General features: G+C 41.9%; 13 protein-coding genes. 8 read left to right on the forward strand and 5 right to left on the reverse strand.

The window, feature by feature from the left end; genetic code table 11:
- The gene (locus HW120_RS10675) at nt 1-2,148 is read right to left on the reverse strand and encodes a tetratricopeptide repeat-containing sensor histidine kinase (protein ID WP_177733961.1); all 2,148 of its coding nucleotides are present in this window, start codon (nt 2,146-2,148) and stop codon (nt 1-3) included.
- Nucleotides 2,149-2,627: 479 nt separating this feature from the next.
- Here HW120_RS10675 and HW120_RS17685 point away from each other — a divergent pair, with 479 nt between their 5' ends.
- The 8 genes from HW120_RS17685 to HW120_RS10710 all read left to right on the forward strand — a co-directional run bounded on the left by HW120_RS17685 (nt 2,628) and on the right by HW120_RS10710 (nt 9,364).
- On the forward strand, nt 2,628-2,819 hold the full coding sequence (locus HW120_RS17685; RefSeq protein WP_218618714.1) for a hypothetical protein: 192 nt from the start codon (nt 2,628-2,630) through the stop codon (nt 2,817-2,819).
- Between the two features lie 131 nt (nt 2,820-2,950).
- Complete coding sequence (locus tag HW120_RS10680; RefSeq protein ID WP_177733963.1) at nt 2,951-4,057, forward strand: hypothetical protein; 1,107 nt, start codon at nt 2,951-2,953, stop codon at nt 4,055-4,057.
- Nucleotides 4,058-4,095: 38 nt separating this feature from the next.
- Nucleotides 4,096-4,503 carry a 5-fold beta-flower protein gene (locus HW120_RS10685; protein ID WP_177733965.1) on the forward strand — a complete coding sequence of 136 codons (408 nt, stop codon included), beginning with the start codon at nt 4,096-4,098 and terminating at the stop codon, nt 4,501-4,503.
- A 13-nt stretch (nt 4,504-4,516) separates the two neighbouring features.
- The gene (locus HW120_RS10690; protein WP_177733967.1) at nt 4,517-5,428 is read left to right on the forward strand and encodes a hypothetical protein; all 912 of its coding nucleotides are present in this window, start codon (nt 4,517-4,519) and stop codon (nt 5,426-5,428) included.
- A 136-nt stretch (nt 5,429-5,564) separates the two neighbouring features.
- Nucleotides 5,565-6,788 carry a hypothetical protein gene (locus HW120_RS10695; RefSeq protein WP_177733969.1) on the forward strand — a complete coding sequence of 408 codons (1,224 nt, stop codon included), beginning with the start codon at nt 5,565-5,567 and terminating at the stop codon, nt 6,786-6,788.
- A gap of 27 nt (nt 6,789-6,815) precedes the next feature.
- A complete protein-coding gene (locus HW120_RS10700; protein WP_177733970.1) occupies nt 6,816-7,178 on the forward strand; it encodes a hypothetical protein in 363 nt (120 codons plus the stop codon).
- A gap of 31 nt (nt 7,179-7,209) precedes the next feature.
- Nucleotides 7,210-7,836: a hypothetical protein gene (locus HW120_RS10705; RefSeq protein WP_177733972.1), complete on the forward strand. Its 627-nt coding sequence runs from the start codon at nt 7,210-7,212 to the stop codon at nt 7,834-7,836.
- A 19-nt stretch (nt 7,837-7,855) separates the two neighbouring features.
- Nucleotides 7,856-9,364 carry a hypothetical protein gene (locus HW120_RS10710; protein ID WP_177733974.1) on the forward strand — a complete coding sequence of 503 codons (1,509 nt, stop codon included), beginning with the start codon at nt 7,856-7,858 and terminating at the stop codon, nt 9,362-9,364.
- Nucleotides 9,365-9,562: 198 nt separating this feature from the next.
- Here HW120_RS10710 and HW120_RS10715 read toward each other — a convergent pair whose 3' ends face one another.
- From HW120_RS10715 to HW120_RS10730, 4 genes are all read right to left on the reverse strand, one after another.
- Nucleotides 9,563-10,492 carry a hypothetical protein gene (locus tag HW120_RS10715; RefSeq protein WP_177733976.1) on the reverse strand — a complete coding sequence of 310 codons (930 nt, stop codon included), beginning with the start codon at nt 10,490-10,492 and terminating at the stop codon, nt 9,563-9,565.
- Nucleotides 10,493-10,494: 2 nt separating this feature from the next.
- The gene (locus HW120_RS10720) at nt 10,495-10,812 is read right to left on the reverse strand and encodes a hypothetical protein (protein WP_177733978.1); all 318 of its coding nucleotides are present in this window, start codon (nt 10,810-10,812) and stop codon (nt 10,495-10,497) included.
- Between the two features lie 371 nt (nt 10,813-11,183).
- Nucleotides 11,184-12,956 carry a histidine kinase gene (locus HW120_RS10725; protein WP_177733979.1) on the reverse strand — a complete coding sequence of 591 codons (1,773 nt, stop codon included), beginning with the start codon at nt 12,954-12,956 and terminating at the stop codon, nt 11,184-11,186.
- Nucleotides 12,953-14,722 (reverse strand): tetratricopeptide repeat-containing sensor histidine kinase, encoded by a 1,770-nt coding sequence (locus HW120_RS10730; protein WP_177733981.1) that lies wholly within the window; start codon nt 14,720-14,722, stop codon nt 12,953-12,955. The genes HW120_RS10725 and HW120_RS10730 overlap by 4 nt, the downstream gene beginning before the upstream one ends.
- Between the last annotated feature and the right edge of the window lie 64 nt (nt 14,723-14,786).

Here is a 14,786-nt window from a genome sequence, read left to right on the forward strand (position 1 = left end):
TTAATTTTCGTAAATGTAAGGGATTTCAAAAATAACTTTGGCTCCGACAATATTGGTATGCTGATCCAGGATATTATCGGTTTGTACCAGGAAATCCTGGTTTTTGGTATAGCTGATCAGGCGTTCTTTGGTAATTGTCATTGCCAGTGATTTGTGGTTGGTTAATTTTTTGTCGGTTTCAAATCCTTTTCCGTTATCAGTGACTTCAAAGAATAATTTAGCTTCCTTAAGATAAAAATGAATGGCAATCATACCATTTTCGGACTTGTTGCTTAAACCGTGCTTGATGGCATTTTCGATGAAAGGCTGCGTTAGCATTGGCGGTAAAAAGATGGTTTCGGCATCAATAGCATCTTCGATAGAAATGGAAAAACTGAATTTATTGTTGTATAAAAGTTGCTGGATCGCTAAATAATTCTGAGTCATTTCAACTTCTTCCGACAGCGAAATATAATTTTCGTTGGAGTTTTCAAGAATCTGGCGCGTCAGTTTTGAAAATTTACTCAGGTAATCTACCGCTTCCTTGTCTTGTTTATCCTGGATCAATCCCTGAATGTTATCGATAGAGTTAAAAATAAAATGCGGATTCATCTGTGTAACCAACAGTTTCTGTTTGATCTGGTCTTTTTCGAGCAGCGTAATTGCTTGTTTTTGTTTGGTATTTCGGTAATAAAAATAGCCGCCCAAGAGAAACAATAAAAGTACTCCCGAAAGTCCGATAAGCCAGTTGTTTTTAACTGCCGTTTTCTTTTCGCCCTCTAATTTGATTGCCGCTACTTTTTTGCCCTGAATTAATTTTTGGTTGAGCGCTTTTTTCTCAAAATTATATTGGAGCTGTTGTTGCGCCAATTTATTCCGGGATGTTTCCAGCGCCGATTTCTTTTCATTTTCCAGCTTGATGGCTGATAATTTATTTTGCTGTTCTAATTTAACTTCCGTCAATTTCTTTTGCTGCATTATTTTTTGCTGCAGTTCTTTTCTCTCGAAATCATATTTGAGCTGTTGTTGCGCCAGCTGGTTTTTTGAAGCTTCAACATTGCTCGAATCTTTTATAATGACCGAAGCTTCGTGCATTTTAAGGGCTTTGTCATATTGTCCGCTTTCTTTGTAGATTTTATACAATAAGCTGCTCATGCCCGTTCTGGAGTTCAGATTTTTTAACTTTACTGCTAAGGCATAACACAATTCGCCATATTCTGCCGCTTTTTCATAATTTTTTGATTTGTAATAGATTCGGGCAGCATTGCCATATACGCCCTGTCTGGAAACGTCATCTTTACACAAAGCCAGTGCTTTCTCCAGAAAAGTTTGTGATTCTGCACTATTTCCCAAATCATTACTGGAACTGGCCAGCTGTACCAGCACTAAGGATTCTCCCTGCGGATCTTTGTTAGGCTTTATAGCGTCATAAGCTTTGAGGTAGCTTTTATGTGCTTCAGGAAACCTTTTAAGCCGTGTGTAGGCAACTCCTAAATTATTATTGGTGACAGCAATTTCATGCCGGTCGCCTATACTCAATTTTGAGGCAGGGACCTCATAATAAATCAGGGATTTTTTTAAGTAAACAATTGCTTTTTCCCAATCGTGTTGCGCTAAGCAGGTTGTTCCGATCTCCATGTTCACATATGATATACCCATTTCGCTTTTGATGCTTTCATAATATTTAAGCGCTTCAAAAAAGTTTTCAAATGTTTTGGGCCAATCGGCCATCTTTCGATAGTAGGTACCTTTGCCAGTCATGGCCATGGCCATTTCTTTATGATTTTTGGATTCTTTCCAGTATTTTATGGCCTGATCAAAATGTTCCGGTGCTTTATCATTGCCGTCAATGATTTCTTTTTTGGCGGTATTGTAGTAATAAACTCCGGCAGCATTCAAATATTGTTGCTTTACCTTCTTATTAAGATTGCTTGATTTAAGTCCTTTCGAAAAAACAGGAAGCAATTGGTTGTAAAAAGCAATGTGCTGTTTGCTCCAGCCAACAGAATTATCCATTGCCGTAAGAATAGTGTTTATTCGTACCGTATCGCTGATTTTAGGATTGGCGAGAATGGTTTTTAAGGAATCAATAGTCTTATCCTGAGAATAACAAGCTGAAGAAATAAATAAAAATACAATTACGGTGGCCAGCCAAGTAGTTTTAAACATAACAGAATTTTGGAGGTTATAAATTCGAGGCTAAATGTAAGTAATAAAAAAATAACTTTTTTAGAAATATACTGACAAATTCAATGTTTTAAAGTTAAGTTTTTTGGTATAAAATTTAAAGTAATACCGTTTCTTCCACTGTATAAATTCAATGGAGGTAAAAAATAAAATTACTGTTTGTGTGAAGTTTTGGAAAAGAGGAGTGAGGATATCCATTTAGCACATTATGTGCAGTATGAGGCAATGATAATGGCTAATATGGGTGTGCTCATGTCATGTAATTATTTAACGGCAGTTATTCCGGTTTTTTATTGTTTGCTACTGTAAAAATATTTTTGGCGCTACGAACTTTCATTATGATGTTACTAAATTGTTTCAAACAGCTACAAATATTCATTTATCCTTAGAATTGTGGGATTAAATTTTATCTTTAGCTCAAATAATAATAAAAATCTTATCTATTTAACATATCTACTGTAATGGACGCTAAAAAACAGGAACTAAAGAATACCATAGGCGAAGCCTATAGTCCCTACCTTGAAACCGGTAAAATTTATCATAAAGATGTGATCAAGAGTACTTATGGTTCTCAAAGTAGCGGCATATTTTATACAAAAAATGGTATAAAATATAATCATAACACAAATCTCCCTGCAAAAGAAAGGAACTAAATAAAGAGCTACGCGAATTAAGCAATAATATAAATGAGCTGCGCGGCATTGCCGACCTTGGAGAGCTTTATAACGACCTGCCTGGAAATACACAGGTACGGTTTACTTTTATTAAAGATGAGCCTGTAGCCATGCAGGTGTATGGCGTGCCTGAGCTTATTTCGGGGCTAAAGGAAGAACTCCTTGAAAATTGCATACAGGTTACGGATCAGGGCGCTTTTAAGAAAGCTGTGGGCATGGGTGCTTTTGTAAAGCAGGCAAACAAGATCAATATAGCGGGCGATTACAGTCTTGAATTTGAAAACAAAACGTTTTCGCTTAATTCTTTTTACGGGTTAGGAATGGACCTGCTGAACACCGCGTTAGACGAGCAGCTGCAACGCATCTGGTTCCGCCTGGAGCAAGATAAGCTTACCGTACAAACCGAACCGGCATTTCCCGAGCATGGGCTGCACCCTATTGAGGATGCCTCAGTAAACCTTGATCCGGCTTATGCCAAAAGGAAAGAAGCGATTACCGAAGCCATACGCCTGCGTCATGAGTTTTTCAGGTCGGTGGGTACATTGCATGACGAAATACTGTACCTGAACATTGGTGGTTTCCGTGACCACAACTGGCCGGGATATACTTCGGGAACAATTGCGGCAAAATTCCGTGTCATTTATACCGAAAATACAACCATTGTAATCACCGACGGTCTTTCGGATATTTATGCCAAAGAGCAACAGGATAAGGAATTGGTTTACAATGGAACAGGGGCGGAATACTATATTGAATTTGACAGCATAGTGCCATTCCGTAAAGTAAAAGACCATTACATGCTGGCTTTGCTGAACAGTGTAACACAGGTGGCTTTGGGGCACGGTGAATTTAAAGGGCTGATAGAAAAATTTGAGTCGCTCACACTGCAGTTCAACAGCGACAATGTGGAGACGTGGGTGATAAAGGATAATGATTCGAATGATGAGGCGTCTACATTTTTTAACAGCTCGCAGTATGATGCCAATGAGCCATTTGGGACGTTGTTAACAATGGGGTCGAAAAACCTGCCTAAAAGCATTGGACTGAACATTGAAAATATAGTACTGGTAAGCGTGAAGCCATTCGGGAAAGAGTGGTTTAGCAGCGATAAGCTTTCCCATCCTGATGAAGCTGTAAAAACAGCTGCCCGTATGGCTATGATAAAAGGCTTTGAGGAGGACGGGTCGTTTAATACCATACCGGTTTCCTACCGATAACAATCTTAAGTATTTAAAACTATAAAAAATAACCAAACATGAAAAAATTAGTAGTACTTCTTGCCGTACTTGGCGGCACAGCATTTTTACAGGCACAAACCATAGAATCCGGCAGCCGCAGCACGGCAGGTTATATTAAAAGTGATGGGACAATAGAGAACAGCAGCCATTCAACGGTGGGTTATATCAAGAGCAGCGGTACCATTGAAGACAAGAGCCACAACACGATAGGCTACATCAAAAGTGATGGCACCATTGAAAATAAAAGCCACTCTACCGTGGGCTATGTAAAAAAAGACGGTACAGTAGAGAACAGCAGCCATGGCACTATAGGCTATGTGAAGGACGACGGTACCGTGGAGAACTCCAGCCATGGCACTATTGGTCGTGCAAGCGGCGTAAAAAAAGAATGGGCAGCCGTAGCATTCTTCTTTTTTAAACTTTAGTTATCGGTAAAACATGAGTAAAGCAAAAATATGGGCTGAATCGTATTTTCAGCGTCTGGATAGTATAATTGAGGAACTAAAAAAACACCCTTTAATTGACCATCTAAGTTATATCCGTTTCAAAGGGATTTCGGATGAGGAGATAACAGCTATTGAGGCCGGACTTTCGGAGGAGGTGTATTCCAATATGGATCAGGGTAGTGAAGTACCGTCATTTAAGTTCGATGCTTATATGAAGGCTTTTTATAACATCAGTAACGGACTGAACATTGCATGGGATTCGCACATCGTGCAGTCGTCCCTGGATGATAGCAGGGTAATTACCGACGCAGATCAGGATGATTTTGCAGTGGCTAATAATGACCTGTTGCAGGCGGAAGGATTCCTGTCATTGCTGCCCCTGAAAAACCTCATATCTTATGCTGATCTGGACATCTACGGAGACCCGCGGGAAACGAGACTTGGAAGAGAAATGAGCAACAGCGGCAGGCACTTTACCTATCTTGACTTTTATAATTTCTATTACGATACCTGTATCGCTCTTGATCCTAAGGGGAATACGCAAAACAATTTTCTTTATTCGGGTGAAGACCATAGCGCCTGTTACAACGACTATAAGGTTTCTGACTTTGTAATTTATATGGAAAACCTGCTGGCCAACTATTTTTCTGTGTTTTTGCGAAGCAATGCTTTCTACGATACAGATGCTGTTGCGGCCTTCCGGGATAATGATTATGAAGATATCGCGAAAAAAATAGCTTCGGAAAACCAATATGCATCCATTGACGATGTACTAAAATATCATGTACAGGACGAGGAACTTCTTGAAAAATTTGGTGACCTTGACTTCCTGCAGGAAAAATCGGAAGCTATTTATGAAAAGATAAAAGAACTGCTGGATGTAACGCTGGAAGACGAATTATAGCAACAGTACCTGATTTTGAATTTAACGGAAGGTATTCAAAGTAACCGTTCCCTTAAGAAATGCAATCAGATAATTGAAGGCCCGGATCTATATGTTCCGGGCCTTAAAATTGTCACAATGATAAAAAAGATACCCAATGGAAACTACAGAAAAACCCTTTGAAATACGTTTTTATAAAGAGGCATTGTTCGACGAGGAACAGCTATTCATGGAAGTAAGCGCAGGCTGTTTGGGTGATGAGGTGAGTTGCCACGTTACACTGGATAACTATCCTGCCGAACAAACCGATAAGACCTCTGGAACGCCTTCCCTTAGCTGGGACATTCCCATAGGTTCTTCATTTTATGAAGTGATGAAAGAGGCTTTAACCGGATCTCCCGGCGAAGAACAGGAGTATTTAAAGTTTCACCTCACTATTCAATTCAGGACAGCCGGTACCCCGAAAAGAATGTTGGAGGAAAAGCATACTGTCTGTATCAAAAACCCGCTGTCAGGAGTAAAAAGAGAAGCATGGCCGGAGTGGAATGAACCGCAGTTTGACCTGCCTGAAATGCTGGATAAAGTGCCGCAACAGGATGATTTCGTTATCAGCGTTTCCCCGCAATATACCGGGGGCGATAGTTGGGATTTCCTTGATGGTACGGGACATTTTGTAATAATGATCCTGACCGGCATAGCACTTAAAAAGTGTGACGTCACCGCGCAATTGATGCAGGAATGGCAAAAAGAAAAATTGACGGTAGCAGTAAACCCCATGGACAAAGCCCATGAGATTACGGTAAACCTTTCTGCCAATCTACTCGACCAGGTAAAGGATCTGGGTACCTTCAGCCATGGCGAAAACGAAAAATTTGATTACTTCTTTGAACTGGAAATAACCGACGCAGCGGATAAAAAACACAGGCGAAAGGTATCGGTACAATTGCCAAACCCGTATTATGAAGGGATACAATCCGAAAAACAGATTGCACGCGAAGCACTGGCTGAGGTATTTCAAAGAAAATACGGTGAAGACATTGCCGAGCTGAAAATAGAAGGGCAGTCGGGCTGGTGGGCCTGGAGGAAAGACGATGCACGCTTTCAATATGGCTGGAAAGATGAGGTCATTGTATTGTACCGCTACTTTGGAGCCGTAGATTATGATGCTGACGAGGATAAGGTATGGGAAGCGATGTGCGAACTTACGGAATTTGCCGATGGTGCCGGGGATTTTGTGTATGTAGACAATTACTTCGTACTAAAATATGAATTCAGCCCCGAGTGGATGGACGCGGACGACCTTGAAAAGAAGCTTGACGAGTTTGAGGAATTCGCCGGTTCGGAAGAGCTAACGAAGTTTCTCGCTGCGTATGCGGAATAACGTTAAATTATATTGCAAACAGAGATTATGAAAAATATACAACTTGCAAAGCTCGATAAATATAAGGACAATCCAAATTATGAGCTTATTGACGGCAACATATACAAAGATATTGAAGAAGATCATTACGTTTTTGCCCTTAGCTACGAGCTTGAAGGCGAAGAAGACTCACAATACCCGCTGGAAGACATACTGGATAAATTCCTGCTGCATGTGTCCAATTTTATCGACGAGGACAGTTACTATACTAACAGGGAAGTTACCCTTGAACTGGGCGGTGACCTCGATGATATCAAAGAGACTATCGATTCGATCATCGGAAAGCGCGTATACAATGAAGAATATGATGATAATGATGGCGTTACCCGTGTGAAACTGGTGATAGCATAAATACGATAGACTTACAGCTAAAAAATAAAACATGAGTTATAACGACGAACAATACATTGCGCATTACAACCTGAAACAGCAGGCAATTGAAAATATTCTGGGACCTTCGGCAGAAGTGATCGGTCATGCCACTATTCCCTTCAGGGTCATTGCAGGCATGACACTGGGATCTGTGGGCATGCACTATTTCCCCAATCATCTGGAAGGAACCGGATTTACCACAATGGAACTTATCCGGACAGATGGTACCGGTCCAGTGCCCAATAAAAACGGAACCTATGAATTGATAGCTTTTACAAAGCAGCCGTTCAATGACATTGACCAGGATCCGCCAACTCCATTCAACATAATGGAAAGACACATTTGCGAAAACTTTACACAAATCGCAGCTGCGGCACAGGAAAAGGCTTTTAATCCGTATGAGATATGCCAGATATCCGGAAACGACGGCAAGCCAAGATATATTATGTTTGATGTGTATGCGGAATTTGAGGTAGAAGACCACAAGCACCACTTGCTGCTTTGTATGGAGATATTCGAAGAAGAGCTGGCTACCGTAGCAAACTTTGGACATAAAGGATTTCTCGAAATGCTGAAAATGATAAAAATTTACCCTTACAGCGACCTGGACAGGAACTGGGTGGGCATTAAAAAATAATTCCTCTGAATTTTAAAAGATGAAAGAACTTATACTATCGCCATCAAAAAAGAAATCTAAAATAGAAGGTTTTCCCAGTCTAAAAAGCTGTATGACCGATATAAAGGGTTTTAACAAAGTGCTGCTGCCTATTGTAAGGCTCGACGGCGGTGTGGTTAACGAAAAATGGGAAGGCATTCCGTTTACCTTTATTGTCCAGAATGTGGATGTAAGCCGTATGGATTTCCAGCTGGTAGCCGGCAAATACCAGCTACTGGCTCCGCTTAAGCTGAGGAAACTGGAAGCATATGACGAATCGGATGTAAAACGCGAGTACCTGCAGACTACGGTAGACAAGATCGAAGAGATTAGTTACAGGCAGGTAGACCAATATAGTAACGACGGAGTGCTGCTGCAATCCGGGTCGTTTAGTTATAATCCCAACAAGCGTCTGGTATATGATTATGCTGAAATTAACGGGACGTCTATGCCGGTTACCAAGACGATACAGTATTATCTGGGCAATGGCGAGTGGCTGGACTCGGAACTATATACGTACCATTATGATGCTGCTGGCTTTTTGGAAAAAATTACCATGCACCAACCGGCACGGGAAATAAAGATGACTGAAAAAATACGGTATAAAAAGACCCGTAAGGGTTTCACGGCATACAAGGAACTGGCACCACACCTTCTTCCGGCAACAGATGAGAAACTTGGCGTTACCTACACAAAGGTACCTTTCTCCGCTGTCTTTAAAGAGGATGAAACCGATTGGAATGTTAACTTTAGTACAAATGGCTGGTATATTGGTGGTAAAAAAGACGAGAATTACAGTACCGATCAGGGAAGACTCATACACCTGCATGCATTTAACCATTTCTATGATCTGAATTCCGGATTCCTTGAATATACCTGTAATATTGAAAATCAAAAAGATATAGCTGTAAAAGTCAATGAAATCGATGGGTTTCCGGATACCATTGAATATACCTTCAGTTGCCCTGAGGCAAGCGACGAAGAGGTGTTGCAATATCCCGAAAAAAGCGATACAAAAGTTGTGATGCAATTGCAATGGGCGGGCAAATATACGTTTGAGCATCTGGGCCATGAGATACAGGTAACCAAAGAAAATCAGTATGGCACTGTACGTTTTACGCTTTCAGGACAATATACATTGCAACAAGTTGTAATGATGATACGGCTTCAAAGCTATTTGTGGTGGTATGATTTTGAACAGGATAAGATTTTCGACATGCTTATGAGTATGAACTGTGCTATTCCTATGGAGTTCAATTTTATATATACTAAAGTCGAAAATGGTATAGAGCGTGTTTTACAGGAGGTAGAAATTAAGGAAAACAGGACCGAAGGAAAGCTGAGATTGGGCAAGCCGTACTGGCAACAGAGCAATGAAACCCCACGCGACCCCGACGGGCAAAAGATGGCATTTGTAGCGCAGCTGGACCACAGTAACATGTTCGGGACGCTGTACCTGTTTTATTCAGAAAAACACCAGCTTGTATCGCAGGTATTCCAGTGTACATAATGAATAAAAAACAATTCCTGTACAGCTCCTGGAGCTGTACAGGAATTGTTTACCTGGAGCCCGGAATTGCAATGCAGAGAAGTTCCGGGAAACACCGCAATACATTTTAGCCTGTAGCGGTTATTAACGGAAAAACCTTTGTTGATTTTGATTTTATAAAAAAACGCCCGTTAAATACGGGCGTTTCTATTGGTAGTTTTAATTTTGCTTTAGCAGGGCAATATCCTTGATGTGAAAAAGGCTTTCGTACTTAGAAGCTTCATGTCCCCATTCGTTCGGTCTGGAGAAGGTAAAAGAAATAGCATCAATGGAGATGTTGGTCCAATTGTCCGGACTGCTGAAGTCAAGATCCCTGTGTCCGTTAATGTGATTGATTGTGAATACACCCACTTTTGTCTGGCCAAAAATGTCATCCGTCATACGCACTACTTTTTTATGCATTTGACCCAGACTGTATAGGGCAAGCACCTCCATACCTTCCAGCTCAAACTCCACCTCGTGGTCATCCGAAAGGATTAGTTTCCGTTGCTCTGGTGTAAAGCTGATTTCGTCATCTTCGCCTTCTAATGCTATGCTGTCATTATAAATGCTCGGGTTGTTTTCCTCTTCGTATTCCGGTTCCTGTCTGCGTTCATTGTGGTACACTTCTATTTCCTGTGTAAGGGTAGGGTCGAACAAGTCTAATGTTTCCTTCACATCCACTTCTCCTTCAAGGAAAAAGGTGATACCATTTGCTTTCGCACTGGCAGGCGTTTCGCCACCCCATTCGGCCAATGCGGCAGGAACGTCCATATCCATAATGAAAAAGCCGAAAGAAACCTCGCCGTCGCCTTGCAGCGCACATGGAAATTCTTTTACGAACTCACCGTTGCGTTCTGTACGGCCACATTTTTCTACGTTACTGATGTCAGTTCCCAATACGATCTTCTCTTCTACATTGTTTACGGTACGCTTGGCATAAAAAGTACCTTTCGTGCCCAGGATGGTCACGGCATCTTTACCGGCTTTCACATTTATAGTGGCCTTAATCATCGGGTCGAAGTACGGCCATGGATTCTCAATCCATGTATATTCCAGTTTCACACCGGTGACACCCACCATGCTTTTAATCTTGTCAAAAAGTCCCATAATTATTTACAAAGTTTAATTTCTTTTCCGCTATCTGAATCTTCAAATTTTTTGTACAACTTACCGTCCACATATACTTCATATCCAGCCTTTACAGGTGCTTTTATTTTTTCACCTGCTTTGTATTTTGATGTTGAGGAAGAGCCCTCCGCACGCACGCGCACCTCGATCTCTTTCGTGCAGTTGTTTACCAGATACACGTCGAAGTAGCCGCCAACAGTTTCTATGACCACCGAGGTTTCTCTGGTCGCGGCAGTTACCGCCTGTGATACCATTACGGCCAGCAGTACTGTGGCTGAAATTTTTTTAAATGTGTTCATATTGCTTTGTTTTTTAAGGTTATAGACGGGGTTGTTTAAGTCAAAGGAACTAAAGTAATAATAAAAACTATTCCTACAACACCGCTACAAAAACTTATTCATTATTTCTTAATTTATTAAAAAGAATCATATCCCGTATGCTATGGCTCTTGATGTAAAGATACTGTGCAAACAACGGCATGTTACCCTTTCAATAATTTCCTGCTCAGGAATGTCAGCAGTCAGGTTCTTCATTGCCGGATAGTTGCTGTAATCCTAATAGCTGGATATTCTGACAGCAAATTACCACTTAATGTGCAGCTTATATTTGTAAATGATTATTCGTTGGCGTTTATTGAAAGTTCGTAGTTAATTGTAATAAAATCGTCATGTTAGTCATCGGTAATGTAGTGTATTTCCAACTGTGTCCTTACACCGGTAGTACCCTCTTCGAGGATGACATTTTTTACCGTTACAGGTGCCGCAAGTCTTTCGGCGGTTATGTTTATAGCCCACGATTCCAAAATATGTTGTTGCTCACCCGGCTTTAATGGTCCGCCGGAGTCGCTTACCCCAATCAGTAGCTTGTTGTTTTTGAGCAGCAATTGTACGGTAACAGAATGTTGGCTGGTACCGGCCAATACTCTATTTACGGCATTGGCAAGCAATGGCTGCGTGAGCATAGGGGGGATGTAAATGGCTTCGGTATCCATGCCATCGTCGTCAACGGTAAAGCTAAAGCCACCTGGATGGAGCAGCTGCTGAACCGTGAGGTAGTTGGTTATCATGGCGATCTCTTCATCCAGCGAAATATAGTCGCTTGTACTGCTTTCCAGTATCTGGCGGGTCAGACGGGTGAATTTGGAAAGATAGGTAGCAGCAACCTCCGGCTTGTCTTCCCTGATGAGGTTTTGTATGCTTTCGATGGATGATGTTATAAAATGGGGACTCATTTGCGTGAGCAGCAATTGCTGGCGTAGCGTGGTGCTCTTTTTGGATAGCAGCAGGTTTTTCTTTTTGTTGAATCGGTACAGTACCAGTGTAATTGTAACCAGAAAAAGGGCTACAGCTACCGAAACGCCTATTTTTACGTTATTGCGGAAACTCACCTGTTCCTGTTTTACCCGTTGTAGTTCGCGCTGTTGTTTAAGGAGCTTGTTTTGCGTTTCTACCCTTCCGGTTTTAAAGTTAAAGGCCATCATATCTGCCGTGCTTTTTTTCTGCGCGGTATTGTACTGTTCTTCGAGCGCTTCGTGTTCCTTCAGGTAATGGTAAGCCGTTTGAAAATTGTTCCTGGCAAAGTACATCTCACTAAGGCAAAAGGCGGCAACCGACAGCTGATCGTTGTTATTGGTGGCAGCGGCATCGTGGTACACTAGCTTTAACTGATGTTCTGCTTCTTTGTACTTTTTGTTGACGATACACATTTTGCCATACTGTATGCGGCTATCGTTCACTTCCTTTTTGTCATACTTTAGCGCAGCCTGCAAAGCCATCTGGAAATAACGTTCAGCAATGGCAGCGTCATATACTGTCGTATAAGGCTCGATATAGCATTGCCCCAGCGAATTGTAAATGTTATCCAGGTTGTGTAGCTCGGGTATTCTTTGTGCCAGAACCAGCGCCTCTTTGAGCATGGGTATCGCCAGTAAGGTATTTATTTTCCGGTATACTTCTCCTTGTCGCCAAAGGGCCAGTTCCAAGAGTGTATCTTTTTTTAAAGGTCTTAAAGCCTTCACGGCACTGTCGGCATAGATCATGACGTTGATTACTATTCCACGCTTCCGCCAGCATGTTTCAAGGTTCATCAGGCCTTTGGCAATGGTTTCCTTATCGTCGTGTTTTTGGAGTACTTCCACACATTCTTCGCCAAGTTTTATCGCGGTTTCATAATTGGCGGTTTCGGTATACAGTGACGAAAGGTTGTAGAGGCTCTGACCTAGTTTTTTGTCGAGCCTGTGCATCCGGCAAAGGGCTATGGCTTTCTGGAACAGCGATTCGGCCTGTTCAAAATTCCCTTTTTCATGGTAGGTCGCACCCAAACGATTCAGGATGTCGATCTGCGCTTCAGGCGAAGTTTTTCCGTGATTATGCTGCGCAATCACTGCCTGCGGCAAAAGCAACAGGAAACAGGTAACGAAGTATAAGATACAGAATTGCTTCATGCAAGGTTATTTTTTATTTTGTACGGAATCGGGAAACGGCTTACAGTGCCTTTTACAATGCCGTTATCGACTATGTTGGCTATTTCAATGGTTCCCTGCATGGCATTGAGCCTTTCGGATGTAATTTTTGTAGCCATAGACCGATGTCCTTCTCGTGTTTTTCCGGTAAGCCCTTTTCCGTTATCTGTTACCTCAAAGTAAAGTTTGTTGCGCTTTTTGTAGAATCGGACCTGTATCCAGCCATCTGATTTTTTTCCGGCGATTCCGTGCTTTACAGCGTTTTCGATAAATGGCTGGGTGAGCATCGGGGGAATGAAGGTTGTTTCGGTGTCAATCCCATCTTCTGCGACGATTTCATAATTGAAATTATTATAGAGCAGTTGCTGTATAGCGAGGTAGTTGACCGTCATGTTGAATTCTTCTCTGAGACTGATGTATTGCAGCGAAGAGTTCTCCAGTATCTGGAGGGTAAGCTGTGAGAGTTTCGAAAGGTAATTGACAGCTTCGTCATTTTTATCTTCGTAAATAAGGTTTTGTATGGTATCTACGGAGTTGAAGATAAAGTGCGGGTTCATTTGTGTAAGCAGTAATTGCTGCTTCAGTTCGTTGTTTCTGTTGGCTGTGATGGCTCTTTTCTGTCTGAAGTAAAAATGGAGGAATACCAGAAGAGTGACCAACACGATAATGGTAAATATAAAACCGAGCAGGAATACGTTTTTCTTTACGTTCGCCTGTTGTGCTTCGACTTTTTGTATTTCGGCGGTAGCCTGGAGGAGGCTGTTTTGCAGTGTCAGCTGTTCGGTATCGAATTTTACCGAACGGGCTTCGGTATTGGTGAGCATTGCCTCGTTCATTAGTCCCATTTTGGCTTGTACGGCTTCTATTCTATAAGTATATGCCTGTTCATAGTTGCCCAGTTTCCCATATAATTCTGCCAGCAGCCGGTTAGCCAGAACATAATTTTCGCTTTCCTCGTTTAATGGCTTTAGGGCAATGCATTGTTCCAAAAAGGACTTCGCTTTTGGAATGTCGTTACAGGAAAGGTAAAGTTCCCCCAAATGTTTTAAAATACTCATCCGGATGTCCACATACCGATTTGTTTTTTCATGAGCCATTGCCTCGCGGTAATACCGTTCTGCTTGCCGGGGATTGCCAAGCATGGCATGGCAAAAACCTAGCTTGTCCTTTATGTAGGCCTTTGTATTATAAAAGCCTTTGCCGGATGTTACGGCAAGGGCTTCGGATAGTGGTTTTAATGCTGCGGCATATTTCTTTTGACGGATAAAAAAGTCGGCATAAAGTACCTTGGCCGTAGCAGTGTTTTCTTTTTGAGGTGCGTTTCTTTTGAGAATATTCAGCGCTTTATGGTGGTAATCGGCAGCTTTGGTGTAATCTTTTTTAAATCCGAAGAGCTGACCCATTACGCTATAGCAATATGCAATGCCAATGGAATCGTTAGACTGGCACATTCCTTCAAATGCTCTGGTGATATGATAAAAGGCTTCGTCATATTGCCGGGATCTTACATAGGCTTGTGCGGTGCGGTATGCCGACCTGTCCCGAAGCGGCCTGTTGGCGATCATAAAGGCGACATCCACATCAATTTGGGCCACGGCGGCCTTGTAGTTCTGTCCGGCTCTGCTGTAGGCATCGGCTACGTATTGTAACGAGTCGATGTGTTTATAATCCTGAGCATGAAGCAGGCTGCCCGCACCGAAAAGGCTGCAGTAAAACAGATATAGCCACTTGATTTTAAGGCTTTTCATTATTTCAGGCGTTCCTTGGCTTTTTTACGGCCCTGGCAATTACGGACACACCCAGACAGTACTG

Origin of the sequence: Flavobacterium inviolabile, assembly GCF_013389455.1 — a bacterium.
Taxonomy (GTDB): Bacteria; Bacteroidota; Bacteroidia; order Flavobacteriales; family Flavobacteriaceae; genus Flavobacterium; species Flavobacterium inviolabile.

Excerpts from the sequence above, each read along its gene's own strand:
- HW120_RS10675 (WP_177733961.1), bottom strand. The coding sequence starts at position 2,148 with ATGTTTAAAACTACTTGGCTGGCCACCGTAATTGTATTTTTATTTATT.
- HW120_RS17685 (WP_218618714.1), top strand. The coding sequence starts at position 2,628 with ATGGACGCTAAAAAACAGGAACTAAAGAATACCATAGGCGAAGCCTAT.
- HW120_RS10680 (WP_177733963.1), top strand. The coding sequence starts at position 2,951 with ATGCAGGTGTATGGCGTGCCTGAGCTTATTTCGGGGCTAAAGGAAGAA.
- HW120_RS10685 (WP_177733965.1), top strand. The coding sequence starts at position 4,096 with ATGAAAAAATTAGTAGTACTTCTTGCCGTACTTGGCGGCACAGCATTT.
- HW120_RS10690 (WP_177733967.1), top strand. The coding sequence starts at position 4,517 with ATGAGTAAAGCAAAAATATGGGCTGAATCGTATTTTCAGCGTCTGGAT.
- HW120_RS10695 (WP_177733969.1), top strand. The coding sequence starts at position 5,565 with ATGGAAACTACAGAAAAACCCTTTGAAATACGTTTTTATAAAGAGGCA.
- HW120_RS10700 (WP_177733970.1), top strand. The coding sequence starts at position 6,816 with ATGAAAAATATACAACTTGCAAAGCTCGATAAATATAAGGACAATCCA.
- HW120_RS10705 (WP_177733972.1), top strand. The coding sequence starts at position 7,210 with ATGAGTTATAACGACGAACAATACATTGCGCATTACAACCTGAAACAG.
- HW120_RS10710 (WP_177733974.1), top strand. The coding sequence starts at position 7,856 with ATGAAAGAACTTATACTATCGCCATCAAAAAAGAAATCTAAAATAGAA.
- HW120_RS10715 (WP_177733976.1), bottom strand. The coding sequence starts at position 10,492 with ATGGGACTTTTTGACAAGATTAAAAGCATGGTGGGTGTCACCGGTGTG.
- HW120_RS10720 (WP_177733978.1), bottom strand. The coding sequence starts at position 10,812 with ATGAACACATTTAAAAAAATTTCAGCCACAGTACTGCTGGCCGTAATG.
- HW120_RS10725 (WP_177733979.1), bottom strand. The coding sequence starts at position 12,956 with ATGAAGCAATTCTGTATCTTATACTTCGTTACCTGTTTCCTGTTGCTT.
- HW120_RS10730 (WP_177733981.1), bottom strand. The coding sequence starts at position 14,722 with ATGAAAAGCCTTAAAATCAAGTGGCTATATCTGTTTTACTGCAGCCTT.